The organism is Neisseria sp. 74A18 (genome assembly GCF_001308005.1).
Classification (GTDB): Bacteria; Pseudomonadota; Gammaproteobacteria; order Burkholderiales; family Neisseriaceae; genus Neisseria; species Neisseria dumasiana.
In genome coordinates, this window is the sequence record NZ_LGZA01000001.1 from 1 (window position 1) to 24,132 (window position 24,132).

Annotated in this window: 25 protein-coding genes; 15 read left to right on the top strand and 10 right to left on the bottom strand. The window is 50.0% G+C overall.

Annotation, left to right across the window (positions count from 1 at the left end; all coding sequences use genetic code 11):
* A partial coding sequence (locus tag AKG43_RS00005; protein WP_156300584.1) for an IS30 family transposase occupies positions 1-287 on the top strand: 287 nt, incomplete at its 5' end.
* A gap of 85 nt (positions 288-372) precedes the next feature.
* A complete protein-coding gene (pyrC, locus tag AKG43_RS00010) occupies positions 373-1,410 on the top strand; it encodes a dihydroorotase (protein ID WP_054598529.1) in 1,038 nt (345 codons plus the stop codon).
* 198 nt (positions 1,411-1,608) lie between these two features.
* On the opposite strand, the gene AKG43_RS00015 is transcribed toward pyrC, so the two are convergent.
* Positions 1,609-2,073 (bottom strand): DUF4124 domain-containing protein, encoded by a 465-nt coding sequence (locus AKG43_RS00015; RefSeq protein WP_054598530.1) that lies wholly within the window; start codon positions 2,071-2,073, stop codon positions 1,609-1,611.
* A 90-nt stretch (positions 2,074-2,163) separates the two neighbouring features.
* A complete protein-coding gene (locus AKG43_RS00020; protein WP_054598685.1) occupies positions 2,164-2,370 on the bottom strand; it encodes a hypothetical protein in 207 nt (68 codons plus the stop codon).
* 375 nt (positions 2,371-2,745) lie between these two features.
* On the opposite strand from AKG43_RS00020, the gene hfq reads away from it, so the two are divergent.
* The 5 genes from hfq (at position 2,746) to AKG43_RS00045 (ending at position 5,378) form a co-directional block, all read left to right on the top strand.
* Positions 2,746-3,030 carry an RNA chaperone Hfq gene (gene hfq / locus AKG43_RS00025; protein WP_054598531.1) on the top strand — a complete coding sequence of 95 codons (285 nt, stop codon included), beginning with the start codon at positions 2,746-2,748 and terminating at the stop codon, positions 3,028-3,030.
* A 68-nt stretch (positions 3,031-3,098) separates the two neighbouring features.
* Positions 3,099-3,662, top strand: a complete 564-nt coding sequence (locus tag AKG43_RS00030; protein WP_054598532.1) for a class I SAM-dependent methyltransferase — start codon at positions 3,099-3,101, stop codon at positions 3,660-3,662.
* A 92-nt stretch (positions 3,663-3,754) separates the two neighbouring features.
* On the top strand, positions 3,755-4,126 hold the full coding sequence (locus tag AKG43_RS00035) for a SirB2 family protein (RefSeq protein ID WP_054598533.1): 372 nt from the start codon (positions 3,755-3,757) through the stop codon (positions 4,124-4,126).
* A gap of 12 nt (positions 4,127-4,138) precedes the next feature.
* On the top strand, positions 4,139-4,633 hold the full coding sequence (gene folK / locus AKG43_RS00040; protein ID WP_054598534.1) for a 2-amino-4-hydroxy-6-hydroxymethyldihydropteridine diphosphokinase: 495 nt from the start codon (positions 4,139-4,141) through the stop codon (positions 4,631-4,633).
* Positions 4,634-4,730: 97 nt separating this feature from the next.
* Positions 4,731-5,378, top strand: a complete 648-nt coding sequence (locus tag AKG43_RS00045; RefSeq protein ID WP_054598535.1) for a deoxynucleoside kinase — start codon at positions 4,731-4,733, stop codon at positions 5,376-5,378.
* 113 nt (positions 5,379-5,491) lie between these two features.
* Here AKG43_RS00045 and betT read toward each other — a convergent pair whose 3' ends face one another.
* Positions 5,492-7,483, bottom strand: coding sequence for a choline BCCT transporter BetT (gene betT, locus AKG43_RS00050; RefSeq protein ID WP_054598536.1), 1,992 nt, complete (start codon positions 7,481-7,483; stop codon positions 5,492-5,494).
* Positions 7,484-7,923: 440 nt separating this feature from the next.
* On the opposite strand from betT, the gene AKG43_RS00055 reads away from it, so the two are divergent.
* The 3 genes from AKG43_RS00055 (at position 7,924) to AKG43_RS00060 (ending at position 11,056) form a co-directional block, all read left to right on the top strand.
* The gene (locus tag AKG43_RS00055) at positions 7,924-9,855 is read left to right on the top strand and encodes an ATP-binding cassette domain-containing protein (RefSeq protein ID WP_054598537.1); all 1,932 of its coding nucleotides are present in this window, start codon (positions 7,924-7,926) and stop codon (positions 9,853-9,855) included.
* 123 nt (positions 9,856-9,978) lie between these two features.
* Positions 9,979-10,137: a hypothetical protein gene (locus AKG43_RS12650; RefSeq protein ID WP_156300585.1), complete on the top strand. Its 159-nt coding sequence runs from the start codon at positions 9,979-9,981 to the stop codon at positions 10,135-10,137.
* Positions 10,138-10,531: 394 nt separating this feature from the next.
* Positions 10,532-11,056 carry a hypothetical protein gene (locus AKG43_RS00060; RefSeq protein WP_054598686.1) on the top strand — a complete coding sequence of 175 codons (525 nt, stop codon included), beginning with the start codon at positions 10,532-10,534 and terminating at the stop codon, positions 11,054-11,056.
* 218 nt (positions 11,057-11,274) lie between these two features.
* Here the strand turns inward: AKG43_RS00060 and iscX are convergent, their stop codons facing one another.
* From iscX to AKG43_RS00090, 6 genes are all read right to left on the bottom strand, one after another.
* Entirely contained in the window at positions 11,275-11,469 is a 195-nt protein-coding gene (iscX, locus tag AKG43_RS00065) for a Fe-S cluster assembly protein IscX (protein WP_054598538.1), read from the bottom strand.
* Positions 11,470-11,489: 20 nt separating this feature from the next.
* A complete protein-coding gene (locus tag AKG43_RS00070) occupies positions 11,490-12,392 on the bottom strand; it encodes a hypothetical protein (protein WP_156300586.1) in 903 nt (300 codons plus the stop codon).
* 26 nt (positions 12,393-12,418) lie between these two features.
* Entirely contained in the window at positions 12,419-12,760 is a 342-nt protein-coding gene (gene fdx / locus AKG43_RS00075) for an ISC system 2Fe-2S type ferredoxin (protein ID WP_054598540.1), read from the bottom strand.
* A 293-nt stretch (positions 12,761-13,053) separates the two neighbouring features.
* Positions 13,054-13,629, bottom strand: a complete 576-nt coding sequence (locus tag AKG43_RS00080) for a manganese efflux pump MntP family protein (RefSeq protein ID WP_054598541.1) — start codon at positions 13,627-13,629, stop codon at positions 13,054-13,056.
* Between the two features lie 3 nt (positions 13,630-13,632).
* The gene (gene hscA, locus AKG43_RS00085; protein ID WP_054598542.1) at positions 13,633-15,495 is read right to left on the bottom strand and encodes a Fe-S protein assembly chaperone HscA; all 1,863 of its coding nucleotides are present in this window, start codon (positions 15,493-15,495) and stop codon (positions 13,633-13,635) included.
* Between the two features lie 377 nt (positions 15,496-15,872).
* Entirely contained in the window at positions 15,873-17,180 is a 1,308-nt protein-coding gene (locus AKG43_RS00090; RefSeq protein WP_054598543.1) for a replication-associated recombination protein A, read from the bottom strand.
* A gap of 307 nt (positions 17,181-17,487) precedes the next feature.
* On the opposite strand from AKG43_RS00090, the gene AKG43_RS00095 reads away from it, so the two are divergent.
* The 5 genes from AKG43_RS00095 to AKG43_RS13025 all read left to right on the top strand — a co-directional run bounded on the left by AKG43_RS00095 (position 17,488) and on the right by AKG43_RS13025 (position 22,444).
* Complete coding sequence (locus tag AKG43_RS00095) at positions 17,488-17,835, top strand: hypothetical protein (protein WP_054598544.1); 348 nt, start codon at positions 17,488-17,490, stop codon at positions 17,833-17,835.
* A gap of 92 nt (positions 17,836-17,927) precedes the next feature.
* Positions 17,928-19,340 (top strand): threonine synthase, encoded by a 1,413-nt coding sequence (gene thrC, locus AKG43_RS00100; RefSeq protein ID WP_054598545.1) that lies wholly within the window; start codon positions 17,928-17,930, stop codon positions 19,338-19,340.
* Between the two features lie 197 nt (positions 19,341-19,537).
* Complete coding sequence (gene msbA, locus AKG43_RS00105) at positions 19,538-21,316, top strand: lipid A export permease/ATP-binding protein MsbA (RefSeq protein ID WP_054598546.1); 1,779 nt, start codon at positions 19,538-19,540, stop codon at positions 21,314-21,316.
* A 69-nt stretch (positions 21,317-21,385) separates the two neighbouring features.
* Complete coding sequence (locus tag AKG43_RS00110) at positions 21,386-22,162, top strand: ferredoxin--NADP reductase (RefSeq protein WP_054598547.1); 777 nt, start codon at positions 21,386-21,388, stop codon at positions 22,160-22,162.
* A 99-nt stretch (positions 22,163-22,261) separates the two neighbouring features.
* The gene (locus tag AKG43_RS13025; RefSeq protein WP_082402912.1) at positions 22,262-22,444 is read left to right on the top strand and encodes a lipoprotein signal peptidase; all 183 of its coding nucleotides are present in this window, start codon (positions 22,262-22,264) and stop codon (positions 22,442-22,444) included.
* Between the two features lie 125 nt (positions 22,445-22,569).
* On the opposite strand, the gene AKG43_RS00115 is transcribed toward AKG43_RS13025, so the two are convergent.
* Positions 22,570-23,880: a sulfate adenylyltransferase subunit 1 gene (locus AKG43_RS00115; RefSeq protein WP_054598548.1), complete on the bottom strand. Its 1,311-nt coding sequence runs from the start codon at positions 23,878-23,880 to the stop codon at positions 22,570-22,572.
* Positions 23,881-24,132 lie beyond the last annotated feature (252 nt).

Below are 24,132 nucleotides of genomic sequence, written 5' to 3' on the forward strand. Positions count from 1 at the left end.
ACGGCAAGGAATTCTACCGCCACACCCGAATAGCCAAAGCATTGGTGGCTGAAACCTATTTCTGCCGTCCTTACCGTTCTTGGGAAAAGGCGCTGAATGAAAACACCAACGGACTCATCCGCCAATATTTCCCCAAACAAACGGATTTCCGCAACATTAGTGAGCGGGAAATACGCAGGGTTCAGGATGAGCCGAACCACCGGCCAAGAAAAACACTTGGCTATGAAACGCCAAGTGTTTTATTCTTGAATCTCTTCCAACCACTACTGCCTGAGTGCTGCACTTGAAATTCGAATCTAAGCCCGTCTGAAAATATCTAGGTTTTTCAGACGGCCTCACAGCAAATATTGATAGATAAAACAAAGGAATATCATGCAAACCCTTACTATTGTCCAGCCCGACGACATGCACCTGCACCTGCGCGACGGAGAAGCATTAAAAGCCGTGTTGCCGTTTACCGCACGCCAAATGGGGCGCGCAGTCATCATGCCCAACCTGAAGCCGCCGGTAGTCAGCGTAGCCGATGCGCAAGCCTATAAAAAACGCATTTTGGCCGCCCTGCCGCAAGGCAGCACTTTTGAACCGCTGATGACTTTGTATCTGACCGATAAATCGACACCCGAACTGGTGCGCGAAGCCAAAGCGGCGGGGATTGTGGCCTTCAAACTTTACCCTGCCGGTGCAACCACCAATTCCGATTCGGGCGTAACCGATTTGTTCAAACTGATTCCCGTTTTGGAAGAAATGGCTAAACAAGACATGTTGTTTTTGGTGCACGGAGAGGTAACCGACCCCGAAATCGATATTTTCGATCGCGAGGCAGTGTTTATTGAGCGTGTGATGAAACCCGTTTTGGAAAAAGTGCCCGGTTTGAAAGTGGTGTTCGAGCATATCACCACGGCCGATGCCGCCCGTTTGGTGATGGAAGCCGGAGACAACGTGGCGGCCAGCGTTACCCCGCAGCATTTGCTGTTGAATCGTAACGACTTGTTGGTCGGAGGCGTGCGCCCGCACCATTATTGCTTGCCCGTGCTCAAGCGCGAGATACACCGCAAGGCGTTGGTAGCGGCGGTTACCGGTGAACAATCGCACAAGTTTTTTCTAGGTACAGACAGCGCACCCCACGCGCAATCAGCCAAAGAAAACGCTTGCGGCTGTGCAGGCATGTTCAGTGCGGCCACGGCAATCGAATTGTATGCTGAAGTATTTGATCAGGCAGGAGCGTTAGACAAACTGGAAGCATTTGCCTCGAAAAACGGCGCACGTTTTTACGGCCTGCCCGAAAACTCCCGAACCATCATGTTAATCAAGCAAAGCCAGCAGGTTGCTTCTGAAGTGCCTTTCGGGGGCAATGAAGTTTTGGTGCCGATGCGCGGCGGAGAGAGTGTGGCGTGGACTGTTCAATATTGATAAAAGCAGAGAATTGAAATCTCTTCGGGGCGCGGAGTGATCCGAATCACCACCTGCCTTATACCGAAAGCAGCTTTCCGTAAAAAAAACATTTCGCCGTCATTGCAAACAAAGCAAGTGCGGCGAAATGTTTTTTGCGTATATGCCGTCTGAAAACTGGCGGTTTTATAAAGGTATCTGACCTTATCGTGATTGCAATTAGTGGGGCATGTTGCGCGATGAGCCTGAGTTGGGCGCATGGTTCAGTTCGTTTAAGCGCTGTTGTGCAGTTTTAACGGCATTTTCCAGCTGTTGGATGCGCTCTTGGTAACGCGCATAATTCCGTTCGTTACCATAACGAACCTGCTTGCCTTCGGTTAAAGCTTTTTTTGCCGCGTCAAGCTGTTGTTGTGCTTCTTGGCGTTTGGCCAGAATATCGGGCGGAACAGAAGCATCGTTTTGCCGGTCGGCCGCCGAAGCAGGCGAAGAATGCTGCGTGGTTTTGGCAGGGGTATTGGAATAAATGCCTATTCTGCCGATATCGGCTTTTTTGCATTGTTTGCCGGCATTTTGAACATAAACCGTGCGGCCGTTATTGTCTTTGCATTCATACACGGTATTTGCCAAAACGGGCAGGGCGGTTAAAACAAGTGCGGCGGCTCCCCATAACGGTATGGTTTTCATAAATGGCTTTCGTTGTGGAAATGGATGTTAACGGCTGGAAGTATGCCGTCTGAAAAAGCGGCAGGCAACTGTTGCCGTGAATAATGTTGCTCAATAGTTTCTGCGTAACCAAAACCACCACACTGCCAGCAAAACCGCCGCCATTAGAATATTGCCGGCAATAATTTTCATCCAGCTTCGGGAGCCGGCCGGTTTTGCGTTCTGTTTACCCCTGCTTACATAAAAAAACGGGCTGAGCAGGATGGATACGGCCGATACAAGAATAACGGCAGCATAATATATTTTTTCACGTTCCATGATCTGCCTTTCGGTATTTTGAAATATTATTTTAAAAACATTATATAAGCGTTTGCCGGCGAAGAGGGCTTTCAACCGAAATATCGGCTTGCAAGTCAGATAAACTGCCGTAGATATTATGCAGGGGTGATAAGGTGCGGCATAAATAATCGATGTGTAATTTTTAACACATTTGCATGTTAAGCAATGGAATGCGCTTTAGGCTGAACTTTGCAAGCAGCAGGCCATCTTACTACCAACACCTTTCAAACCATGCAGTAAACGTTTGCATATTCTTACCGAAAAAGATTGGTAAAAAAATGCATTCAAGGCTAAAATCGGCACGTGTTTTTCCCGAAATACTTTAAAGCCATAAATAATAACGGAGTTGAAAAAATGACCGCTAAAGGACAAATGCTACAAGATCCTTTTTTGAACGCTTTGCGTAAAGAGCATGTGCCTGTTTCCATTTATTTGGTAAACGGCATCAAGCTGCAGGGGCAAGTTGAATCGTTTGACCAATATGTTGTGCTGTTGCGTAACACTTCTGTAACGCAAATGGTTTACAAACATGCGATTTCCACTATTGTTCCGGCCCGCGCCGTGAGTTTGCAGCACGAAAACAAACAGCCCGCTTCTGCCGCTCCCGTTCAAGTCGAAACCACACAGCCTTCGGCTTAAGATCAAGGCTATTAAAATACCTTACCTTTTTGAGGTAAGGTATTTTTTCTCATGTTTCAAACGGCCTTATGCTGCTGCGCAATATTCTGCCTTTTACCCATGACTTGCTGCGTGCCCGTATCCGTGCCGGAGATACCGTGTTGGACGGTACGGCAGGTAACGGTCACGATACGCTTTTGCTTGCACGCTGCGTAGGCAGTAACGGTAAGGTTTGGGTGTTCGATATACAGAAACAGGCATTGGACGAAACGGCAAAACGCTTGCAGGCCGAAGGCGTTGGGGCGCAGGTCGAGTATGTTCATGCCGGCCATGAAACCTTATCGGATTATGTGCGCGAACCTTTGGCCGCGGCTGTGTTTAATTTCGGATGGCTGCCGGGCGGCGATAAGTCGCTGACCACTCAAGCGGATACCAGCATACGCGCTCTAAATTCGGTGCTGGCGTTATTGGAAAAAGGCGGTTTGCTGGCGGCAGTGGTTTATCCCGGTCACGAAGCCGGACAATACGAGGCGTCCGCCATCGAGCATTGGGCGCAAACTCTGCCGCAACAGCAATATGCTGTATTGAAATACGGATTTGCCAACCGCCAAAACCGCCCTCCCTATCTCTTGGCTGTGGAAAAGCTGAAATAAGCAGGCTGCGGCTGTATGACGTATGGTACTGCCGGGCAACGTGTTTCAGGTACAATAGGCCGTCTGAATATACCTTTCGGAAAACCTTTTTTATGCAATATCTGATTGTAAAACACAGCCACATGACCTTTGTGGCAATCACTATTTTGCTGTTCAATCTGCGTTTTTGGATGCGTTATGCCCGCCCCGAAAAACCGCTGCCGAAAATTTTGAAAATTATTCCCCATTTCAACGACACGTTATTGCTTTTTACCGGCCTTTGGCTGATGCACATTACCCGTTTCATGCCTTTCGGCAATGCCGACTGGTTGGGTGTGAAACTGTTGCTTTTATTGGGCTATATCGGTTTAGGTATGGTTACGGTACGCGCCCGCCCGCGTACGCCGAAGTTTTGGCTGGGTTATGCCGCATCTATGTTGTGCGTGGCCGCCATTGTTTACCTTGCCTGGTTCAAACCTTTGTGAGGCCGTCTGAACATGCCAACGTCTCTACCCCATATCGCCGTGATCGCTTTGGGAAGTAATCTTGACCGGCCGCAAGAGCAGGTTAAAGCAGCATTGGAAGCCATTTCACGCCATCCGCAAATTGAACTGAACCGCGTATCTTCACTCTATATTACCGCCCCCGTGGGTTATGCGGATCAGCCCGATTTCGTGAATGCGGTGTGTATCGTGCAAACGGCTTTGGACGGCAGAGAGTTGCTGGCCGTGTTAAACCGCATCGAAGACGATTTCGGCCGCCGCCGCAGTTTTCGTAATGCGCCGCGTACTCTGGATTTAGACATCATCGATTACAACGGAGAAACCAGCAGCAACCCGCATTTAACCTTGCCGCATCCCCGTGCGCACGAACGCGGTTTCGTTATGTGCCCGCTGGCGGAAATCGCACCAGATTATGTTGTCGGTTTGCACGGAAAGGCTTCGGAGTTGGCGGCAAAACTGGGTGAAGACGGTATCCGTTTGCAAAAATAAGGTTGCTTGATTCAAAAAAGTTGAATATTGGTTTCAGACGGCCTCAATAGCGTACAGATACCCCGAAACACATTTTAAGTAAGAAGAAAGACTATTCATGCATCATCGTTACATTGTGGTTGAAGGTTCTATCGGCAGCGGCAAATCCGAATTAAGCCGGCGTTTGGCCGAGTATTTCAATGCGTTGCATCTGACGGAAAGCCCCGAGCGCAACCCTTTTTTGGAACAGTTTTATCTGAATGCGGCCAATCACGGCTTGGCAACCGAATTGTTTTTTCTGATGCGCCGTGCCGAAGCGGTAGAAGTGATTAATGAAGAAGAAGAAAAAAACGAGCTGATTATCGCTGATTTCCTGCTCGAAAAAGACCAGATTTTCGTGCCGGTGGTGTTGAAAGGCAATGATCCGGCCAACGAACAGACTTTGTTTTGGCAGATGAAACGCAAAATCATGCCCGAATATCCGGTGCCCGATTTGGTGATTTATCTGCAAACATCCGACGAAAATGCCCAAAAACGCTTGCAGAAGCAAAACAAAGGCATGTTGAACCTGTTTCCGTCGGGTTATTTGGGGCAGATTCAAGACGAATACCGCCGCTTTTTCCATCTGTATCAAAATGCGCCGTTGCTGATTGCCAATGCCGATGAGTTGGACTTCATCAACAACGATGAGCATTTCGAAATGCTGCTGCGCGCGATGAGCGATATGCAGGGCAGCCGCCATTATTTGAATTTAAGCGAAGTTTAAGCCGGGGCGGGAAGTCGTCTCTTGTAATCAATATACGTTGATTGACCATAATATGCGGAAAGGCCGTCTGAATGTTCAGACGGCCTTTTTCATAACTACAAGATAAGCATGATTTAGCGCAAACTATGCAGAAAGTGCATGTGTTTGTGATATTGGTCGATGATATCGTTAATCACGCCTTCTTTGCTCCAGCCCATGATGTCGTAGTCCTGCCCGCCTTCACCCAAATGAACTTCGGCGCGGTAATACTGCTGTTCGTCGCTTAAGGCTTGTTCGGAATGATCGGACTGCACGAATGCAGGTTGGACATGCGGTGTGGCGATCACTTGGTAGGTAAAGTTGATTTCCGCTTCATGGTCGGCAACCAACACGATTTCTCCCGAAGCAGGTTGGCGGATTTGAATGCTCACACCCAGCTGCCGCAGTTCTTCGCCGACTTCGTGGCAGGCTTCCGATACGGTGGTATCGACAAAGTGATGAACGGTTTTTTTATCCGGAAAATCCATAATCACTTTAAGACGTTCGCGCCAAGCACCTTTGGAGCGCAGCATCGGCGCAACGGTGGGCGGAGACACTTGCTGCACCATCTGTTTTTGAATGTCGATATTCAGGGCTTTAAACAAGCCGTACATGGCAATCATCAAAACGGTTACGAAAGGCAGCGCGCTGGCAATCGCCATGGTTTGCAACGCACCGAGTCCGCCGGCCAACAACAGTACGATAGCCACTACGCCGGCACCGACCGACCAATAGATACGGTAAGCCACGCCTTTGCTGCCTTCGCCGTAAGCACACAACATATCCATGACCAATGCACCGGAGTCGGCGGATGTAACGAAAAATACCACCACCATCAACAGGGCAATATAGGTAAAGAGGGTGGAGAAAGGCAGGTGTTCCAAAAAGGCAAACAAAGCCAGAGAAACGTCTTGCGACACCACTGTTCCGAGCGATGCGATATTTTGGTTCAGAATCATATCGATGGCGGAATTGCCGAAAAAGGTCATCCACATAAAGGTGAAGCCTGTCGGTACCAACAATACGCCGATAACAAATTCACGGATGGTGCGTCCGCGCGAAACGCGAGCGATAAACAGGCCGACAAAAGGCGCCCAACTCAGCCACCAGCCCCAATAAAGAATAGTCCAACCGCCGATCCAGTCGGTTTTTTGGTAGGCAAAAAGATTGAACGTCATGTTGACGATATTGGATGTGTAGTGGCCGATGTTCTGTACCAACGCCTGCAGCAGAAACACAGTAGAACCGCCGAGCAATACAAACAGCAGCAAGACCACCGCCAAGCCCAAATTCAATTCGGAGAGAAACTTAACGCCTTTATCCAAGCCTGTGGCTACCGAAACCGTTGCTAAAGCGGTGATGGCGATAATCAAGATGATTTGTGTAGAAGTGCCGACCGGAACAGCCGGAAAAAGGTGGTTCAAACCGGCGTTAACCTGCAAGACACCGTAGCCCAATGAGGTGGCAACGCCAAATAAAGTGCCGACTACGGCAAAAACATCTACCGTATGACCGATCGGGCCGTAAATTTTATTGCCGATTAAAGGGTAGAGCGCAGAGCGCAGCGTTAGCGGCAGATTGTGGCGGTAAGCAAAAAACGCCAAAATCAGCGCCACAATCGCGTAAATCGCCCAGGCGTGCAGGCCCCAATGGAAAAAAGTCAGCCGCATGGCTTGTCGGGCGGCTTCAACCGTGTTGCTGTCGCCCACGGGCGGAGACAAGAAATGCATTACCGGTTCGGCAACGCCGAAAAACATCAAGCCGATACCCATGCCAGCGGAAAAAAGCATGGCAAACCAAGAACGGTTGCTGTAATCGGGGCGGGCGTGATCGGGGCCGAGCTTGATGGTGCCGTAGCGCGACAAGCCCAAGTAAACGGATGCCAACAGAACTACGGCAACGGTTAAAACGTAATACCAACTGGCATTGGAAACGATGGCCGCCTGAATGGCTTTGAAGGTAGAGTCTGCGGTTTGGGGAGCAATAACGGCAAACAGTATGATGGAAAAAATGATGGCTGAAGAGCTGTAAAAAACAGCCGGGTTGATTTTTCCTTGATGTGTGAGAGGGTTTTGTTTTGCAGGCATAGTTTCCTTTCTATTCGGTTGACAGCATAATGCCGAAAATGGTTTGGCGTGAAAACACCTTAACAAAACAACGCTGATGAGAAAACCTTTCCTGTAAAAAAAAACGATAAACAAATCGCTCTTTAAATATTTTATTGGTTAATTTTTATAATTTTTGAAATTAAATGCCAATAATTTCATGGCAAATAAACTTGTCTTTAGATGCAAGGCAGCAAGCCTCAGGCAGTGTGCGCAATACGGAAGATATTCTGTTGCCGCTTCAATGGTTTACACAAGCGTTGTTCTTTTTGAGCTAAGGTGCAGCAACGACGTAGCAGGATTGCGGTTTATTTGCGACAGCCGCAGCAATGGGCTTTTGATATGCAAAGTCTGCCGACGGTGCCGCTTGTGCAGCCAAATCGTTTAAAATGCCTGTTTTCCCTTATGCCATCTGTTTTCCCATGATCGAACTCAAAAACCTCACCCTCCAACGCGGCCTGAAAGTGTTGCTCAACCAAGCCAATCTCACCGTCAACCCCAATCAGCGCGTCGGCTTAATCGGCAAAAACGGCACCGGCAAATCGAGCTTGTTTGCTTTAATCAAAGGGGAAATCACACATGATGCGGGCGACGTGCTGATTCCCAAACATTGGAAAACGGCGGCAGTAGCGCAGGAAACGCCCGCGTTGGATACGCCGGCTTTAGATTATGTTTTGCAGGGCGATGCCGAATTGCAGCAATTTCAGACGGCCTTAGCAGAAGCCGAAGCACAAAACGACGGCATCAAAATCGCCGAATGGCACGCCAAGCTCGAAGAAATCGACGCATACACCGCACCCGCCCGCGCCGCCAAATTGTTAAGCGGACTGGGTTTCGCTCAGGAAGAACACAGCAAGCCCGTGAAAGCTTTTTCAGGCGGCTGGCGTATGCGTTTGAATCTCGCCCAAGCTCTGATGTGCCGCGCCGATTTATTGCTGCTCGACGAACCGACCAACCATTTGGATCTCGAAACCGTACTGTGGCTGGAAAACCATCTCGCCAACCTGCCGTGTACCCAAATCATCATTTCGCACGACCGCGATTTTCTGAATGCCACTACCACGCAAACCGTTGAATTATCAAATCAGAAACTCACCCAATACGGCGGCAACTACGATTTTTACCAAACCGAACGCGCCCAGCGTTTGGCGCAACAGCAAGCCGCGTATGTGAAGCAGCAAATGCAGATCAAGCATTTGCAATCGTTTATCGACCGCTTCAAAGCCAAAGCCACCAAAGCTACGCAAGCGCAAAGCCGCATGAAAGCGTTGGCCAAACTGGAGCGCATCTCCCCCGCGCATCTCGACAGCGAATTTTCATTTGAATTTGAAACGCCCGCACACTTGCCCAACCCTCTGTTAAAAATGGATAAAGCCGATTTAGGCTATGGCGATACGGTAGTGCTGAACGACATTACCTTATCGCTGGAAAGCGGCGCACGCTACGGATTGCTGGGTGTGAACGGCAGCGGAAAATCTACCTTTATCAAAGCCTTGGCCGGAGAATTGGCTTTATTGTCCGGCCAGATGGTGAAATCCGAAAAGCTCAATATCGGCTATTTCGCCCAGCACCAGCTCGATACCCTGCGCGACGACCAAAGCCCCGTTTGGCACATCCAGCAGCTTTCGCCCGATGTGCGCGAGCAGGAAATCCGCAATTTTCTCGGCGGCTTCAACTTTGTCGGCGATATGGCTTTGCAGAAAATCGAACCTTTTTCCGGCGGCGAAAAAGCACGGCTGGCATTGGCGATGATTGTGTGGCAAAAGCCCAATCTGCTGCTGCTCGACGAACCGACCAACCACCTCGATTTGGATATGCGCCACGCACTTACCGTGGCTTTGCAGAGTTTTCAGGGCGCGTTGATTGTGGTGTCGCACGACCGCAGCCTGCTAGAAGCCACCACCGACAGCTTTTTATTGATTGATAAAGGCCGTCTGAAAAACTTCGACGGCGATTTGAACGATTACCGCCAATGGCGTTTGGCACAGGAAAATGCTGCCACAGCCCCCGCCGTTTCGGCACAAACCCAAAGCCGCAAAGACACCAAACGCCTCGAAGCGCAGATACGGCAGGAAAAAGCCAAACGCACTAAGCCTGTTCTGCACAAAATAGATAAAGCAGAAAAAGAAATGGCGGAGCTAAACGAAGTTCAAACGGCATGTGAAACATTTTTGTCACAAGAAGATGCTTATTTGGAAGAGAATAAAGTAAAGCTTCAGCAAGTGCTCGCTAATTTAGCTGATGTTAAGGTAAAATTGAGTAAACTTGAGGAGAGCTGGTTGGGTTGGCAAGAAGAGTTGGAACAAATCGAAAATGAAATCGAAGCACAGTTTCCGTCTGCCCCATCAAGTTGAATTTTAGGGCGTGCCGCCGGTGGGCGTTGCATGTGGCATTTTTCTTAAAAAACCGCTTCGCAAGCCGATTGAGATGCGTCCTGATATAACCATTAAATTTTAAACTACGGGGTTTTACTCATTATGTCTTATACATCTTTCAAACAGGCCATTCTTTTGCTGGCGGCCAGTGAAGCGCTTCTGTCTGATCAAGGGGAGGTTAAAGAGCATCTTTCATCTCTGTGTGATGCCGAATCGGCAGCAGAATCGCAAACTTCGGCTGTGTATGCGGTAAACGATTAATTTAATCGGATGTGCAGATTGCAGGATTCATGCATATCGATTATGCTTCCGCCCGCTTGCCTGTTTGTTTGGAAAATATGCTTTAAACAAAATGTGCGGGCCTGATTGGGCAAAGCAAATATGAATAAAGCTGCTTCTCGTCCGGCTTGCCGTACGGTGCGATATGGCGGCCTATCGGGTAAAGCAGCTTTGGTGTTTCTAAGCTGCTTTTATTCATCTGTCTGTTGATTGCCCACACATATCCGTTTATGGATTTTTGAGATTGAGCGGTTTGCAGGGTAATCGGTTTTTCGGCTTGATCACGGATGCCGTCTGAACATCCGCTCGGCAGAAAGGCGGCAACAACCGCAGCGGTTTACTGTTGATTCTTGTATTTAAAGATGTTTTGAATAATATGAAAAAGTTAATCGGGATAAGCGTATTTTTACTGTTGGGTTTGTCCGGCATTCAGACGGCATCGGCAAAGATTTATACTTGTGTCGTCAATGGCCAGATTACCTACACTTCCAAGCGTTTGGGTAATTGCCAAGCAGCCGATTTGCCTTCTATCGGCCGTTACAGCAGCAGCCGTTACGATCAGCCGCAATATACCCAAAGTAGAGCGGCCGAGCCCAAAAAACAGCCGGCGGAAAAAGCGCATGCTTCTAAAAACTATGTTAAAGCAGCTCCGCAACACGCTAAAGCCCCTGTTGTGCCCGTTGCACCGAAATCGTCTGCAAGCAACAGCCGCCGTTCGATTCTGGAGCAGGAATTGGCCAATGAGCGCAAAGCATTATCGGAAGCGCAACAGTCTTTAGCATCTGCACGCGCGGCAAAAAACGGTAATATAGACCAACAGCAAATCAGCCAACTTCAAGGAAGCGTACTCGACCGCCAGCAGAATATACAGGCGCTGCAACGCGAGTTGGGAAGGATGTAATCCATCCGGTTTGGTATGGCCGTCTGAAAAAAAGCTGCATCTCAATAAGATGCAGCTTTTTTTCAGACGGCCGACACCTTTGCAAAGCACCGGTTGCGGCGTATTTCTGCGTTGTACGATGCCGGCTTTGCTTGATGCGTGATATGCCTGCATTGGTTACGTTAGCTAACCCTTAAACGGCATTTGCATTTATATTCAAATTAAAAGTTGAAAGATGTTTATTCCGCCTCGTTAATCCATGCTTGCTGTACGGCTTCGAGAATTTTTTCGCCGCAACGGGCGGGATCGTCATCGAAATCGGGCAGGGCGAGAATCAAGTCGCGCAGATGGGTAAAGCGGATGGTTTTCGGGTCGATGTCGCCGTGGGTGTCGTAAAGTTCTTCGGCAATGCGTTGGGTGTCTGTCCATTTCATTGGGTGTCTCCTTTTTGATTTTATTGCTTCAACTGATTTTCTGAGATGGGTGAAATGTAGATGTCCCGATAGGGAATGTATAGCTGCAAGGTTATTAATACAGGGCTTATATAGTACAAAGTGATTTCAATTGCCTCGGTATAATCGTAAATATCCAGATTAAAAAAATAATCCAAAATTTGATAAATCGTTTGATTTGCAAAAAGAATCAGCAATAGTGTAGGTAGCAAATAAATGGATAGTGGCAATATATTCCGTGTCATGCCATTAAAGCTGGAGGAAAAAGTCTGTTTAAAAGTTACTTTATTCAAGGTTAGCAAGGGAAGCATAAACCATAAAGGAGTCAAAAACAGGAAAGTAACCGCAGTAGTTAGCAAGGTCATATAGAAAAAATCATGTGACATGTCCAAAGTATAGTGTTCAGGGTTGTTTTGGAATGTGCTCGATACAATGTCCAAGGTCGTAGATAGCATGGTCAATATACCGAAAATAATAGATTCAATGCTGAGTATACATATGCAAAAGACGGATAATTTGGCCATATCCGTAAAACCACTGCGCCATTTTTTCCAAATATTTTCAGTAAGAATCTGTTTATTTTCTATAACGCTCTCAGCTGAAACTAAAAATGCTCCGGTTAAATAGATCTTCAAAGTAATGGAGATGAAAAGCATTATTAAGGGTAATAAAGCATCAGGCTCCAAATGTGTTGGTAAGTGTGTTGCTAAAGTTTCTTGTAACCAGCCACCTACGAAATTAAACAGTAAACTGATGAAGGTGGAAAGCATAATAATCGCTAGCCATAAATACCAATACTTAAGTAACAGCTTGAAGGTTGTTTTATACCATTTCAAGCTGTCTTTTAATGTGCGGCTTTTCGGCTTGGGCGGGGAAACGGCGGCATCTGATGGTGTGTCGGTCATTTCGTCGATTAGGAAACACAAGAGTTTTAATGGTGCTCGCGCGCGTGGTTGATGGTGTATTTGGGGATTTCTACCACCAAATCTTCATCGGCTACTTTGGCTTGGCAGCTCAAACGTGATTCCGCCTCCAAACCCCATGCTTGGTCGAGCAGATCTTCTTCGATTTCAGACGGCTCTTCCAAGCTGTCGAAACCTTGGCGCACGATGACATGGCAGGTGGTGCAGGCGCAGGATTTTTCGCAGGCGTGATCGATTTCGATGTCGTGGTCGAGCAGTAAATCGCAAATGGTTTGGCCTTCGGGCGCGTTATCGATGATTTTGCCTTCGGGGCAGAGTTCGGCGTGTGGGAGTATGGTTACTTTCGGCATGTGTGTTCTCTTGGGATAAAGTTTTTTTCGGGCGTTATGGCAAATAAACTTTATTTCTGCTACGGCGTTGTTGAACCTTGGCTCAAAGAGGGCAATGCTTGTGCAAGCCGCTGAAGCGGTGCTTGCAGCCTTGTATCAAAAATAAGTTTATTGGCTGTATTTTACCCGATGCGGCAGAGGGTCTGCCGGGGTTGCTATTAATGTTTTAAATTAAGCGGCAAAAAACGGGCAAACGGGGTATTGCCTTTGCTGTTTTGCCGACAGGTCGGGTTTATGGTTTGGTTGGCGGATGTTTAAGCCAACAGTTCTAAATGTTCGATCAAAATCGACGAGCCTATCAGTATGAGCACGATACCGCCCAAAATTTCGGCCCGTTTCCCCATCGCTTTGCCGAACAAACGTCCCAAAACGATACCGAGGGCAGACATTAAGGTGGTGGCCATGCCGATTAACAGGGCGGTTGCAATAATGTTGACATTCAGAAACGCCAGGCTGATGCCGACAACCATCGAATCAATGCTGGTTGCAACGGCAGTGGCAACAATCATCAAAAAGCCGTATTTCCCCGATTGGGCTTTACAGTCCGGTTCATTTTGTTGGAAAAGGGCGCCGTATATCATTTTGCAGCCGAGTGCCGACAATAGAACGAATGCTATCCAATGATCCCAATCGGAAATAAATTTTTGAGCCATTCTGCCGCCGGCCCAGCCTATCAGCGGGGTAATGGTTTCGACAATGCCGAAAATCAAAGCGATTTTGATTATTTTCAGGGCATTGGGCTTGTTGATTACCGCACCTTTGACGATGGAGGCGGCAAAGGCATCCATAGACATGGCAAAGGCCAGCACGATAAGGGCGTAGGTGCTCATGTCTTAGATATCTTCTACTTTTTGCCCCGTTAATGCACGTTTGATGTTTCTATCCATGCGTTTGGCGGCAAAGCCGTCGGTGGTGTGGCCGAAGGCTGCGACGGCGTTGCGGATTTCGTCGGCCTTGCCGGTTTCAACAAGATTCTGCAAAGCGGTGATGCTGTCGCGGATGGCGGCAAGTTCGGTTTCGCTTAATAAATCGCCGTCCATTTCCAATGCGGCTTCTACGGCTGCAATCAGGCCTTCGGCTTCTACAACGGCTTCGGCGCGGGCGCGGGCGGCCATGTCGTCGGAGGCGTTCGACATGCTCTCTTTCAGCATTTGCGTGATGGTTTCGTCGTCGAGGCCGTAGGAAGGTTTCACTTCGATTTGCGCCTGCACGCCGGTGGATTGTTCGCGGGCGGACACGGAAAGCAGGCCGTCTGCGTCCACTTGGAAGGTTACGCGGATGCGGGCGGCGCCGGCCACCATCGGCGGAATGCCGCGCAAGGTGAATTTGGCGAGGCTGCGGCAGTCGGACACGAGTTCGCGTTCGCCCTGCACCACATGAATAGTCATCGCGGTTTGGCCGTCTTTAAAGGTGGTGAACTCTTGGGCGCGGGCGGTGGGCAAGGTGCTGTTGCGCGGGATGATTTTTTCCGCCAGCCCGCCGTAGGTTTCGAGGCCGAGCGACAGGGGCGTTACGTCGAGCAGCAGCCATTCGTCTTCGTTTTTATTGCCCGCCAGCACATTGGCCTGCATCGCCGCGCCGAGTGCGACCACTTGGTCGGGGTTGAGGTTGTTGAGCGGCGTTTGGCCGAAAAAGGTGGCCACGGCTTGCTGAACGTGCAGCATGCGGGTGGAGCCGCCCACCATAATCACGCCTTTTACGTCGGCTTTGCCTACGCAGGCATCTTTCAAAGCCTGCTTTACCGGCTCGATGGTTTTGGCAACCAGATGTTGCGTAAGCGTGTGGAATGCTTGGCGGGTAACGGTGGTATCGACTTGGCGGCCGTCTGAAAGCACGGTGCGCACGGTGGCGCTGGTGTCGGTAGTCAAGGTTTCTTTGGCGGCACGGGCGAGGCTCAGCAGCAGTTGGCTGTCTTGCTCGTTGAGTTGGGACAAACCGTTTTGTTCGAGCAACCAGCAGAACAGGCGGTGGTCGAAGTCGTCTCCGCCGAGTGCGCTGTTGCCGTTGGTGGCTTTCACTTCAAACAGCCCTTTGGTGAGCTGCAATACGGATACGTCGAATGTGCCGCCGCCGAGGTCGTACACCACAAACGTGCCTTCCGATGCGTTGTCCAAGCCGTAGGCAATGGCGGCGGCGGTCGGTTCGTTGAGCAGGCGCAAAACATTCAATCCGGCCAGCCGTGCGGCATCTTTGGTGGCTTGGCGTTGGGCATCGTCGAAATAGGCGGGCACGGTAATCACGGCACCTACGAGTTCGCCGCCGAGGTTTTCTTCGGCACGCTGCTTCAAGGCGCGGAGAATGTCGGCCGATACGTCGATAGGCGTTTTGTCGCCCGCGCGGGTGTGCAGCTCGATGATGCGTTCGTTGCTGCCGAAGCGGTAGGGCAGGTAATGGGGGTCTTGTTTTAAATCTTCCAGCGTACGGCCGATAAGGCGTTTGGCCGAGCTTATGGTGTTGACCGGGTCGATTTTTTGGGCTTTGAGCGCATCGTAGCCGACTTCGGAGCGGGAGTCTTCGCAATAGCGCACTACGGAGGGCAGCGTTACCCGCCCTTGTTCGTCGGGCAGGCAAACGGCACTGCCGCTTTTGACGGAGGCGACAAGGCTGTTGGTGGTGCCTAAGTCGATACCGACGGCTAGGCGGTGTTGGTGCGGTGCGGCGGACATGCCGGGTTCGGCGATTTGCAGAAGTGCCATGTTTTGTGTGCCTTTGAAAATTTTATTTTTGTCGGCGCGTATTTTAGCAGATTTGCAGAAGGTAGTTGAGTAGTTTTGTCGGGAATTGGAAGGCAGGCCGTCTGAAAGGCCGGTTGAGGCTTGAAAACCGTAGCGTGCTGTTGCCGAAAGGTATTGGCTTGATAGTATAAATCAATAGTATGACACCTTTGCCGAACCCTTATCTGCGGCGTATTTCTGCGTTGTGCGCTGCCCGCTCGCTCAGCCTTATACTCGCTCAGCCTTATATATGAATATGTCTGCACACGCTGTGCTGCTAAGCCTTGAACTGCATCCACATCCGAGGGTTTGGTAAAGGGATCGGTATGTTTCTGTAGAAAGGCGCGGATTCGGGTTGTTTAATGTGATTCTTCGTTTTCGTCCAGTGTTTTCAGCCAAGCCAGTTTTTCGCCGATTTTGATTTCCAGCCCGCGCGGTACGGGTTGGTAGAAGTCGGGTTCGTCCAAGCCGTCTGGCATATAGGTTTCGCCTGCGGCATAGGCGTGGGGTTCGTCGTGCGCGTAGCGGTATTCGCGCCCGTAGCCCAACTCTTTCATCAGTTTGGTGGGGGCGTTGCGAAGATGGACGGGTACTTCGTCGCTGGCGTTTTGTTTCACAAACTCGCGCATCTGATTATAGGCTGTATAGCCTGCGTTGGATTTGGCGGCTGCGGCCAGATAAAGCACGGCTTGTGCGAGCGCGAGTTCGCCTTCGGGAGAGCCTAAGCGTTCGTAGGCGGCGGCGGCTTCGTTGGCAATCTGCATGGCGCGGGGGTCGGCCAAGCCGATGTCTTCCCAAGCCATGCGTATGATGCGGCGGGACAGGTAGCGCGGGTCGGCACCGCCGTCGAGCATGCGGCAGAACCAATAGAGTGCGGCATTGGGGTGCGAGCCGCGAACCGATTTGTGCAGGGCGGAAATTTGGTTGTAGAAGCTTTCTCCGCCTTTATCGAAACGGCGGATTTGTGCGCCGAGGCTTTCGGCCAAGAAAGCGGCATCCAGTGTTTTCAGACGGCGTGTGCCGGCGGCGCGCAACAGTTGTTCGAGCAGATTGAGCAGGCGGCGTGCGTCGCCGTCGGCCGTATCGGTAAGTAGCGAACGTGCGTCTTCGGTGAGATCGAAACCGGTGTATTCGGGCAAGGCCAGCACTTTGTCTGTAAGTTGCCGCATGTCTTGCGGGTTTAAAGATTGCAGCACATACACTTGGGCGCGACTGAGCAGGGCGGGGTTGACTTCAAAAGAAGGGTTTTCGGTGGTGGCGCCGATGAAGGTTAACAGCCCGCTTTCAACATGCGGCAGAAAAGCGTCTTGCTGGGCTTTGTTGAAGCGGTGGACTTCATCGACGAATAAAATGGTGGGTCGGCCTTGTTGCAGAGCCATTTCGGCTTTGTCGATGGCCTCGCGGATATCTTTCACGCCCGAAAAAACCGCCGATACGGGCAGAAACTGGGCGTTGAAGCTTTGTGCCAAAATTCGTGCCAGCGTAGTTTTGCCGACGCCGGGCGGCCCCCACAAGAGCATGGAATGCGGCTTGCCGCCTTCTACGGCCACGCGGAGCGGTTTGCCTTCGCCGATTAAATGTTGCTGCCCGATCACTTCGTCAAGTGAGTGCGGGCGCAGGCGTTCGGCCAAAGGTGCATCGGGTTGGCGGGTGAAGAGATCGGTCATGGCGTGCTTTTCTGTTCAGACGGCCTGTTATTATATAGTCAATCAACTTATTTTTAATACAAGGCAGCAAGGGGGTAGTAAAAGTTGAGTTGATTGGCTATGGCGGATAAACAGAGGGCGATGCGGGCAGAAAGCTTCGGGTTGCGTTGAAGGATTTTGCCGCCGTATATAATCGTGTAAGCGGCAGCCCGATGTTGTACAATACCGGCTTGATTGGGTTTCAGACGGCCACTTTGCCGAAAACCCCGCCGTTTGCCGCAATGGCTCCGAATACCGCTTGCCGGTTGGCTTTAAGGAAGAAAAAACCATGAAGAAAATAACAGGTTTGATGGGTGTTTTATTATTGGGCGGCTGTGTTGCCGGTGGTGACGGCATAGCAAGAACCGACGGCATTGTTAAAACCGTTGTAGAAAACCAATGCCGCACAGAATTGAATAAACGCAATGAATGGAAGCTGGCCGCTTTGGTAATGACGGCGCAGCAGCAACGCGAATGGGAAAACAAAATCTGCGGTTGCGCCAGCGAAGAAGTGCTCAATCAGGTAACAACCGAAGAGCTGATCAAAATCGTTAACCCCAATACACGCGCGCAAACCGCCGCTTCGGTAACGGCCAAAACGGTTACGGCGTGCGTCAAGCGGTTGATGCGTGAGTGAAAATATGATTCAGACGGCCTCTTTGGTATAGGCCGTCTGAACGGTAAAACGAGCTTTAATTTCCTAACTTTCTCAGAATACAAAAAGAAATCATGAAATATATCAGCACCCGCGGCCAAACCGCACATAAAGCATTCAGCGAAGTTTTATTGATGGGCCTTGCTCCCGACGGCGGCCTGATGATGCCCGAAAGCTATCCGCAGGTTGACGGGCAAACGCTGGAAAAATGGCGCGGCTTGAGCTATCCCGAATTGGCTTTTGAAATCATGAGCCTGTTTATTACCGATATTCCCGCCGACGACCTGCGCGACATCATCAACCGCACTTACACCGCCGAAGCTTTCGGCTCGGCAGAAATCACGCCGGTGCGCACGCTTTCAGACGGCATCAAAATCCAAGCCCTCTCCAATGGCCCGACGCTGGCGTTTAAAGACATGGCCATGCAGTTTCTCGGCAACGCGTTTGAATATGTGCTGAACAAAGAAGGCAAACAGCTCAATATCCTCGGCGCCACCAGCGGCGACACCGGTTCGGCAGCCGAATACGCGCTGCGCGGCAAAAAAGGCATTCATGTATTCATGCTGTCGCCCGAAGGCAAAATGAGTGCTTTCCAACGCGCACAGATGTTCAGCCTGCAAGACGACAATATCCACAATATCGCCGTAAAAGGCATGTTTGACGATTGCCAAGACATCGTTAAAGCCGTGCAAAATGACGCTTCTTTCAAAGAGCAATACCACATCGGCACGGTTAACTCCATCAACTGGGGGCGCATCGTTGCCCAAGTGGTGTATTACTTTGCCGGCTATTTCAACGCAACCCACAGCAACGAGCAAAAAGTCAGTTTCTGCGTGCCCAGCGGCAACTTCGGCAATGTATGCGCCGGCCACATTGCCCGCCAAATGGGTCTGCCCATCCACCGCCTGATTGTGGCGACCAATGAAAACGACGTGTTGGACGAGTTTTTCAAAACCGGCGAATACCGCCCGCGTACCGCCGATCACACTATGGTAACTTCCAGCCCGTCTATGGATATTTCCAAAGCCTCCAACTTCGAGCGTTTTATTTTCGATTTGGTTGAGCGCGATGCCGCACAAGTGGAAGCCTTGTGGGCGGAAGTGGGCGCAGGTAAAGGCTTCGACCTGAATTGGCTGCTGGAAAAAGTGCATCAACGCTACGGTTTCGTATCCGGCAAGAGCCTGCACAAAGACCGTTTGCGCATCATCGCCGAAGTGCACCAAGCCGACGGCGAACTCATCGACCCGCATACCGCCGACGGTGTGAAAGTAGCGCGCGAAGTGCGCGAAGCGGGCGAGACCATCGTTTGTTTGGAAACCGCATTGGCGGCCAAGTTTGAAGATACCATCCGCGAAGCCGTGGGCGACGTACAAATCCCGCGCCCCGCCGGTTTGGAGGGCTTGGAAAAACTGCCGCAACGCGTTCAAGTCGTGCCGAACAATGCCGACATCGTGAAAACCATTATTCGTGAAACCTTAGAAAAATAAAGACATTCAGGCCGTCTGAAAACATATTCGGGCGGCCTTCGGATGATGATGCCTGAAGCACGAAAGCAGCAAGGCAAACGGGCACATGTGCCGACGGGCAAGGGTGCTTCCGCAATATCGGCAAACATTGTGATGAGAAACATTTTTGTTTAAAATTCGGTGTTTGCGCTCAATTTACGGGAAATTGTGCAGAGCAAATGAAAGAACAATCCAATCTGGTTTTATACAAACGCCTGCTGGGGTATCTGAAAGACTACTGGAAAATATTTTCGGTGGCCGTTTTTTCGATGCTGGTGGTGGCGGCAACCATGCCTGCTTTCGGTTATTTGCTTAAGCCTTTGATTAACGAAGGCTTTGTAGATAAAAACATGCAGAAGATGGCTTGGTTGCCGATGGCGATTGTGGGCCTGTTTCTGATTCGCGGCCTGTTTAATTTTCTCAACGAATATTGTACGACTTATCTCTCCAGCCATTTGGTGCATAGAGTCCGCGGCGAAATGTTTGAAAAAATGATGCGCCTGCCGTCGGGCTATTTCGGCAACAACAGCAGCGGCCGGATCATGTCGCGCATCTTGAGCGATGCAGGGCAGATTACCGAAGCCGGTTTTAACGTGATTACCGTTATTGCCAAAGACGGCGTAAGCGTTATCGGTTTACTCGGTCTGCTCTTGTATTTGGATTGGAAGTTAACCCTGATTACCTTCGCAATTTTGCCAGTGGTTGCCATCAGTATCCGTTTGGTCAGCCGCCGTTTGCGCAATCTGTCGCAGGTTAATCAAACCTTTCTCGGTCAAATGATGCAAGTGTTGAACGAAAGCATCGAAGGCGCGCGCGTGATTAAGGTTTATGGCGGCCAAAAATATGAAACGGCACGCTTCGAACACGTTTCCGACAATGTGCGCCGCAACACCATCAAACAAGTATCCGCCAGCTCTTTCGGCACAGGTTTTACCCAGTTGATGGCATCGGTGGCATTGGCTGTGATTGTGTATGTGGCAGCGGGTCAGGCAAACTCTTCCGATTTCAGTGCCGGCGACTTTATGGCCTTTTTATCGAGCATGATCATGATGTTCGACCCGATTAAACGGATGACGGGCGTAATGCAGTCGCTCCAGCGCGGTTTGGCGGCGGCAGAAAGCGTGTTCGGTTTTTTGGATGCCCCCGAAGAAAGCGACGGCGGCGGTTTGGCTTTAAGCGCGAAGCCCGGCAACATCGAATTCTGTAATGTTGTACACCGTTATCCCGAAGCAGAACGCAACAGCTTGAACGGTATCAACCTGTTGGTGCCGCAGGGAAAAGTGGTGGCTTTGGTCGGTGCTTCCGGCTGCGGTAAAACCACATTGGCCAATATGCTGCCGCGCTTTTTCGACCCGACGGAAGGCGAAATTCGCATCAGCGGTATCGATTTGCGCGAATTTACGCTGGAAAGCCTGCGTTCGAATATGGCGTTTGTGAGCCAAGACGTGGTGCTGTTCAACGGCACGGTGGCGGCCAATATCGCTTACGGCCGTCTGAACAAAGTGAGCGAAGCCGAGATTATTCAGGCGGCAAAAGCCGCCAATGCTTGGGAATTTATCAAGGCCATGCCCAAAGGTTTGCAGACGGAAATCGGTGAAAACGGCTTAAAACTTTCAGGCGGGCAGCGTCAGCGTTTGGCCATTGCCCGCGCCATTCTGAAAGATGCGCCGATTTTGATTTTAGACGAAGCCACCAGTGCGCTGGATAACGAATCGGAGCGTTTGGTACAGGCGGCATTGGAAACTTTGATGCAAAACCGCACAACCATCGTTATCGCCCACCGCCTTTCCACCATCGAAAAAGCCGACAACATCGTTGTGATGCACGAAGGAAGGGTTGTTGAGCAGGGAACGCACGCCGCATTGCTGGCCAAAGGCGGACGCTATGCCGATCTGCACAGCCTGCAGTTCGATAAACACACCGAAGATTCAGACGGCACCGTTCAGGCAGCGGTGTGAATAATGATTTTCAGACGGCCTGTCTGCGCGTTCAGACGGCCTTTTCAATTTAATATTAGGAAACCGATAATGGCAGCATTCAATACCCAGAAAGTTTTATCTGTACACCATTGGACAGACGCTTACTTTACCTTTACCTGCACGCGCGACGAATCATTGCGTTTTGAAAACGGGCAGTTTGTGATGGTGGGTTTGATGGTGGACGGCAAGCCGTTGATGCGTGCATACAGCGTGGCCAGCGCCAACTGGGAAGAGCATCTCGAATTTTTCAGTATTAAAGTGCAAGACGGCCCTTTGACCAGCCGTTTGCAGCATTTGAAAGTGGGCGACGAAGTATTGATCAGCAAAAAGCCTACCGGTACGTTGATCTGCGGTGATTTGAATCCCGGAAAAAACCTGTATCTGCTGTCAACCGGAACCGGTATCGCCCCGTTTTTGAGCATCACCAAAGACCCTGAAGTTTACGAGCAGTTTGAAAAAGTCATTTTGGTACACGGTGTGCGCTATGAAAAAGATTTGGCCTATTACGACCGCTTTACCAAAGAATTGCCCGAGCATGAATATTTGGGTGAAATCGTTAAAGAAAAACTGATTTATTATCCGGTGGTATCGCGTGAAGAATATCCGCACCGCGGCCACATTACCGATCTGATGCGCAGCGGCAAGCTGTTTGAAGACATCGGTTTGCCGATGATGAATCCCGAACACGACCGCGCGATGCTGTGTGGCAGCCCGGCCATGCTGAAAGATACCAGCGAGGTATTGAACGAGTTTGGTTTGAAAGTTTCACCGAAAATGGGGCAGCGCGGCGATTATCTGATCGAACGTGCGTTTGTTGACCAATAACCAATAAGCGTAATTCGAGTGCTTGATAAGACGGTTGACTCAAAAAGTTTATCATCTTGTTAAGAAAGCACGAACCATAAACAGGCCGTCTGAAATAATATTTCAGACGGCCTGAGACCTTTGCAAAACCCCCATTTGCGGCGCATTTCTGCGTTGCGCGTTGCTCACTTGTTCGCCTATCTATATGATATGTCTGCACTCGCTGTGCTGCTACGCCTTGAACGGCATCCGCATCTGAAGGTTTTGCAAAGGTCTCGGCCTGTTTATGGTTCGGCTACTTAATCGGCCGGCCGTGAGCGTTTCGTGCACATATCGTCAATCAGCTTAACTTTAATAACAAAACCGCATACTTGGGTAAGCCTGATTATGACGAACGCACTATTTTCAAGTTGATTGACTGTCATAAATTAAATTTCAAAACTGCTTTGCTGATGGGTATGGCGTATCATGCCGGCGGCTACCGTGTGATTGGTGGCTTCATCTATCAAAATGAACGCACCCGTGGCAGGGTTTTCATTGTAAGCCGTTGCATTGAGCGGCTGCTGGGTTTTCAAACTCACATTGCCGATGTCGTTTAAATGGAGCTGTTGTGCCGATTGAACACGGCTTAAAGTGTGAACGTCCCATATATATGAAATTTCGCTGATTTTTGCCGGAGTGGTTCGTGTGCCTTGTTTTAAAAGATATTTGCGCCGCAGATTGAGAGGGTTTTCATCAAACCAACATAATGCAGCTTGAAAATCCCGACTGGGAATGATCGGATTGTCGGCAGAAACAATGCTGTCGCCGCGGGAGATATCAATGTCGCTGTCTAAGGTCAGCGTCAACACGTCTCCGGCTTGGGCGGAATCGGTTTTGCCGCCGGGAAGATGAATCTCGGCAATGCGGGCGGTTTTGTTGTTGGGCAATACCCGGATTGCGTCTCCCGTATTCAGACGGCCTGCTTCCAAACGGCCTTGATAACCGCGGAAGTCATCGCTGCTGCTGCCGTCTTGCCGGGCTACGCGCTGCACGGAAAAATAGGCAGGCAGGTTATCGGTTTCTGTTTGTGAGGCCGGCAGGCTTTCCAACAGCGGCAGTAAAGGCAGACCTTCATACCACGGTGTGTTGGTGCTGGTATTGACTATGTTGTCGCCGTTCAGCGCACTAATGGGAAGAAAATGTATATCGGCTTTTATGCCGATGCGGTCGGCTAGGTTTTGGTAAGCCTGAGTAATTTTTCGGTATTTCTGTTGATTAAATTCAAGAAGATCAAGTTTGTTGACTGCTACGATGATATTCGGGCAGCCCAGCAGTTTCAAGATGGCGCTGTGACGTTTGGTTTGGGGTAGCAATATGGGATTTTCATTATCGAAGTCCATGCGGGTGGCATCTATTAAAATAATGGCGGCATCTGCGGTGGAAGCTCCGGTAACCATATTGCGTGTGTATTGCTCGTGGCCGGGGGTGTCGGCAATGATGAATTTGCGTTTGGATGTTGAAAAGTAACGGTAAGCAACATCAATTGTAATACCTTGTTCGCGCTCGGCTGCCAAGCCGTCGGTGAGGCTGGCAAAATCGGGAGCAGTACCGTTTTGTGCGGTTTGATCAAGTTTGGCTATTTGGTCGGCCAGAAGGGTTTTGCTGTCGTAAAGCAGGCGGCCGATAAGGGTGGACTTGCCGTCGTCAACGCTGCCGGCGGTGATAAAGCGGAGCAGGGGTGCGGTGGATGTGTTCATATTAAAATCCTTTTTTCAGATGGCCTGTTATCTGATGGTTACTGTAAACAGGCCGTCTGAAAAAAGGAAAGAATGGTTCGTTTTAATTTAAGATGATTTTGTTATATTGGAGTTGAAAATATTGTATTTCTGTGAAATGGCCGTCTGAAAAATAATGAAATCGCCCACGGGTTTAACGGCAAACAAAATCCCCTGATTGGAAACTGTAAACGGCACCAATCAGGGGATTTTTCAAACTGAATGTTTGTTAAC

Coding starts and splice junctions, on each gene's coding strand:
- AKG43_RS00115 (WP_054598548.1), bottom strand. CDS start 23,880: ATGAACACATCCACCGCACCCCTGCTCCGCTTTATCACCGCCGGCAGC.
- AKG43_RS12650 (WP_156300585.1), top strand. CDS start 9,979: ATGTCTTATACATCTTTCAAACAGGCCATTCTTTTGCTGGCGGCCAGT.
- AKG43_RS00045 (WP_054598535.1), top strand. CDS start 4,731: ATGCATCATCGTTACATTGTGGTTGAAGGTTCTATCGGCAGCGGCAAA.
- AKG43_RS00020 (WP_054598685.1), bottom strand. CDS start 2,370: ATGGAACGTGAAAAAATATATTATGCTGCCGTTATTCTTGTATCGGCC.
- folK (WP_054598534.1), top strand. CDS start 4,139: ATGCCAACGTCTCTACCCCATATCGCCGTGATCGCTTTGGGAAGTAAT.
- iscX (WP_054598538.1), bottom strand. CDS start 11,469: ATGAAATGGACAGACACCCAACGCATTGCCGAAGAACTTTACGACACC.
- msbA (WP_054598546.1), top strand. CDS start 19,538: ATGAAAGAACAATCCAATCTGGTTTTATACAAACGCCTGCTGGGGTAT.
- AKG43_RS00080 (WP_054598541.1), bottom strand. CDS start 13,629: ATGAGCACCTACGCCCTTATCGTGCTGGCCTTTGCCATGTCTATGGAT.
- AKG43_RS00015 (WP_054598530.1), bottom strand. CDS start 2,073: ATGAAAACCATACCGTTATGGGGAGCCGCCGCACTTGTTTTAACCGCC.
- AKG43_RS00055 (WP_054598537.1), top strand. CDS start 7,924: ATGATCGAACTCAAAAACCTCACCCTCCAACGCGGCCTGAAAGTGTTG.
- AKG43_RS00035 (WP_054598533.1), top strand. CDS start 3,755: ATGCAATATCTGATTGTAAAACACAGCCACATGACCTTTGTGGCAATC.
- thrC (WP_054598545.1), top strand. CDS start 17,928: ATGAAATATATCAGCACCCGCGGCCAAACCGCACATAAAGCATTCAGC.
- AKG43_RS00110 (WP_054598547.1), top strand. CDS start 21,386: ATGGCAGCATTCAATACCCAGAAAGTTTTATCTGTACACCATTGGACA.
- AKG43_RS00070 (WP_156300586.1), bottom strand. CDS start 12,392: ATGACCGACACACCATCAGATGCCGCCGTTTCCCCGCCCAAGCCGAAA.
- hscA (WP_054598542.1), bottom strand. CDS start 15,495: ATGGCACTTCTGCAAATCGCCGAACCCGGCATGTCCGCCGCACCGCAC.
- hfq (WP_054598531.1), top strand. CDS start 2,746: ATGACCGCTAAAGGACAAATGCTACAAGATCCTTTTTTGAACGCTTTG.
- AKG43_RS00090 (WP_054598543.1), bottom strand. CDS start 17,180: ATGACCGATCTCTTCACCCGCCAACCCGATGCACCTTTGGCCGAACGC.
- pyrC (WP_054598529.1), top strand. CDS start 373: ATGCAAACCCTTACTATTGTCCAGCCCGACGACATGCACCTGCACCTG.
- fdx (WP_054598540.1), bottom strand. CDS start 12,760: ATGCCGAAAGTAACCATACTCCCACACGCCGAACTCTGCCCCGAAGGC.
- betT (WP_054598536.1), bottom strand. CDS start 7,483: ATGCCTGCAAAACAAAACCCTCTCACACATCAAGGAAAAATCAACCCG.
- AKG43_RS00060 (WP_054598686.1), top strand. CDS start 10,532: ATGAAAAAGTTAATCGGGATAAGCGTATTTTTACTGTTGGGTTTGTCC.
- AKG43_RS00030 (WP_054598532.1), top strand. CDS start 3,099: ATGCTGCTGCGCAATATTCTGCCTTTTACCCATGACTTGCTGCGTGCC.
- AKG43_RS00095 (WP_054598544.1), top strand. CDS start 17,488: ATGAAGAAAATAACAGGTTTGATGGGTGTTTTATTATTGGGCGGCTGT.